The sequence below is a fragment of the Niastella soli genome (assembly GCF_017742245.1).
GTDB classification, from domain to species: domain Bacteria; phylum Bacteroidota; class Bacteroidia; order Chitinophagales; family Chitinophagaceae; genus Niastella; species Niastella soli.
On the sequence record NZ_JAGHKO010000009.1, the window covers coordinates 1 to 3,990 of the forward strand.

The window sequence follows — 3,990 nt, forward strand, 5'->3', positions numbered from 1 at the left end:
GTCAGGACCAGGGCGGCATCAATCATTACAACCAGGACGTTTTACTACAAATCGATAAAAGCATTACCGGCGAAGAATTAAATACGGTGCTGCGCTTTTTAGTAGCACACCACGATGGTCTTCGCATGCATTATAAACAAAATGGGAGTGAATGGCAGCAGGAATATGGCAGCCATCAACCCGCCATTCAGTTGTATGAGATAGAGGCAGCCGATGAACAGACAGCAGCCGCTGCTATCAACAATATAGGAACATCGGTCCAGCAAAGCCTGGATATAACATCGGGCGAACTGGTGCGGGCTGTACTGATGCGCATGCCCGCATGGAGTACGCACAATCGCCTGCTGATCGTGGTCCATCACCTGGCCATAGATGGCGTCTCCTGGCGCATCCTGCTGGAAGACCTCGATCTGCTATTAAGCCAATGCCGGGATGGCAAACAATTAGCTATTGGACCCAAAAGCAGCTCCTACCGTCAATGGTATGAGGCACTACACCAATACGGCAAAAGCCGCCGGTTATTATCACAACAACCCTACTGGGAAGCAACCAGGAATATCAGCAGCTTATTACCAGTAGACAAACCACACAGCGGCATCATCCGAAAAAAAGATATCCGCAGCTATGGCATAGCACTCGATGAACAGCATACCCGTCAATTGCTACAGACAGTACCACGGGTTTACCGAACAGAGATCAATGACGTGTTGCTCAGCGCCCTTACCAGGACCTTATCAAAATGGTCGAAGCAACAGCAAATATTGATAGGCATGGAAGGCCATGGCAGGGAAGTCATCAATGATAAAACAGACCTCAGCCGCACCACCGGCTGGTTTACCACCCTGTATCCATTATTACTACAGGCTCCTGCTCAGGACGAAGCCTCCGAATGGCTGATGAGCATCAAGGAGCAACTGCGCCAGGTACCCGATAAAGGAATAGGATATGGCGTACTCAAATACCTCAATAAGACCGCTGCATTACAGGCAGCTGACAACTGGCAGATAGCCTTCAACTACCTTGGTCAGCTAGATAACATCACCCGCAGCAGCAACTGGTTCAGCAGTGCCAATGAAGCACATGGCAGTTCAGGCAGTGATGAGAACATCGTCACTACCCAAATAGTGATCAACAGCATGATCTACCAGGGTGAACTGCACATACATTGGAACTACAGCCAGCTGCATTACGAACAGACAACGATCAAAGAACTGGCGCAATCTTTCATAGATGATCTGCAATACCTGGTTGATCATTGTGTATCGGTACCTGCCGGCGAAACAATTACAACACCTATCGATCATTATATAACATCTGGCGTCAGTTATACTGAATTACGCCGCTTCCTGGAAGAGGAAGAAAATGGCCTTCCAAGAAAATTGCAGCTAGAAGCCCTGTACCCGCTCAGTGGCTTACAACAGGGCATGTTATTCCATGGTTTATACAATACAGAAACGGGTCTATATGTTACGCAGTTCACCGGCGAACTGGGCGATGTAAATACTGCCGTTTTCCGGCAAACCTGGCAACACCTGTTTAGACAGCACAGCATTTTGCGCACGGCCTTCTGCTACCAGGAGTTGGGACAACCCGTTCAGTGCGTGTACAAACAAACAGAACCCGCTATTGAAATAATAGATTACAGCGATAGGAGTAAAGAGGAACAAAAACGTCTTATTGGAGAATACAGCCTCCGCGCGCGCCTGCGTACGATCGACTTCAGTAAGCCACCCCTTATGTGGATAGGTCTGCTAAAAACCACTGCAGACAGCTGGTATATGATATGGACATTCCATCATATCCTGCTCGATGGATGGTCAGTCCCTTTGCTGATCAGGGAATTCATGGAAGTATATGGATGCTTATTGAAAAACGAACCGCTGCCTGAGCGTCCGCAGGACCTATACGAGCATTATATCAAATATATTTTCAGAAAAGATACACACCGGGAAGAAGATTACTGGAGAGGCTATCTGAATGGGATAAGTGACCAAACTTTATTGCCATTTATTGCAGCATCTGATCGGACCAAGGGGAAAGGTGTATTTGCAGAGGCCTGGCTGAGTTTTGACAAAGCTGTAAAGGCACAGGTGGAGCGGTATGCACAACAATGTCATATAACCGTGAACACCCTCATGCAGGGAATATGGGCACATCTGCTGCATACCTATACCGGTTCCGATGATGTCATATATGGCGTCATTTCAGCAGGCCGGCCCGAAGACCTGGCCGGTATGGAACAAAGGGTGGGCATGTATATTCAAACCATGCCCTTACGGTCGGTTTGGATGCCGGAACAGGATCTGACCGGCTGGTTACAACAGCTGCAATACGAACAGATGCAAAGCCGGGAGCACCAGTATACCGCACTAAGTAATATCCAATCCTGGCTAAATGTAAAAGGTGATCTGTTTGATACAACCCTGGCCTTTCAGAATTTTCCCGTTAAAGAATTATTGTCGCAGCAACATTGGCCACTTGAAGTGCGCACCATGCAGGTACAGGAGCAGGATAACTACCCGTTAAGTATTACCATAGGTGCCGGAGAAGAGCTGAATGTACTTTTTAAATACAACCAGACTTTACTTGATCCGGATAATGTGAACAGGATACGTGCTCATTTTGAGCAGGTGGTATTGAACATAATAAGTAACCCGCATCAGCAACGTCGTGCTATCAATATGCTTAGCACCACCGAAGTGCATCAATTGCAATACGGCTTCAATGATACAGCGGTAACCTATCCTGGTGATAAAGTAGTAACAACCTTATTTGCCGAACAGGCTTTGCACACACCCGATGCACTGGCAATAATATATGGAGATCTGCAACTGAGCTATGCAGCATTGCATGCCCGCAGTAATGAACTGGCCCAACACCTGCTACAGCTTGACAGGCAACCCAACCAACTGATCGGCTTGTGTATGGACCGCTCTGCCGATCAAGTGGTGGCCATGTTGGGGATCTTGAAAGCCGGTCATGGGTATGTGCCGGTAGATCCACAATATCCACTATCAAGGATCGCTTATATGCTTCAGGACAGTGGTTGTAAATATGTAATCACCACCCGTGAACACAGCGCGTTATTATCGCAGACACACAACAACAGCGGCCTAATATATATAGAAGACCTCCCAGCAACTGTTAATTCGGAAGCGCATTTATCACAGCCGTTACCCGTGATCCAATATAGCGATACGGCGTATGTGATCTACACATCCGGCTCTACGGGTCAGCCCAAAGGCGTATTGATAGAACATGGTCAGTTGATGAACTATTTGTACAATAGTAAGAAGCGGTATATACAGAAAGACCAGTCGGGAAGTGGCAGTTACCACCATTTATCGCTAAGCTTTGATGCCAGCATAACCGGACTATTGGTACCATTGATCAGTGGTAAGTCTGTAGTAATAAGCACTTCAACCGGTGTGGAGGTATTCAATGATCCCAACTTGTGGAAGTATGCACCCTATGACTTTATTAAACTAACACCGGCGCATCTTGGATTGCTGCAAACCGCAGACACCACCCCGCTGACACACCGCCTGGTAGTAGGGGGTGAAGCCCTTCATCAGCAACACCTCGACCTATTGAACCAGACCGGGATACAAGTAGAAGTGATCAACGAGTACGGGCCTACTGAAACCACCGTGGGCAGCAGCGTCTACAGTATACAAACGGGTAAGGGCATTGACATTCCCACCGCCACGATACCCATTGGCCATCCATTAGACAACACACAGATCTATATAGTAGATGAAGACCTGCAATTGTTACCGGTTGGGGTAGCAGGAGAATTGTGCATAGGGGGCGCCCAGGTGGCCAGAGGTTACCTGAACAGACCCGAACTAACAGCTGAAAAATTTATAAAAGACCCATTTACTAATGAGAAAGGTGCGCGTTTGTATCGCACCGGCGACCTGGCCCGTTGGTTACCAGATGGCAACCTCGAGTTTTTAGGCAGAAGGGACGAACAGGTAAAGATCAGAG

Annotated in this window: 1 protein-coding gene; it reads left to right on the forward strand. The window is 47.7% G+C overall.

What is annotated here, in order from left to right:
* Positions 1-3,990: amino acid adenylation domain-containing protein (locus J7I42_RS24265; protein ID WP_209141473.1), on the forward strand; the 3,990-nt coding region annotated here is incomplete at both ends.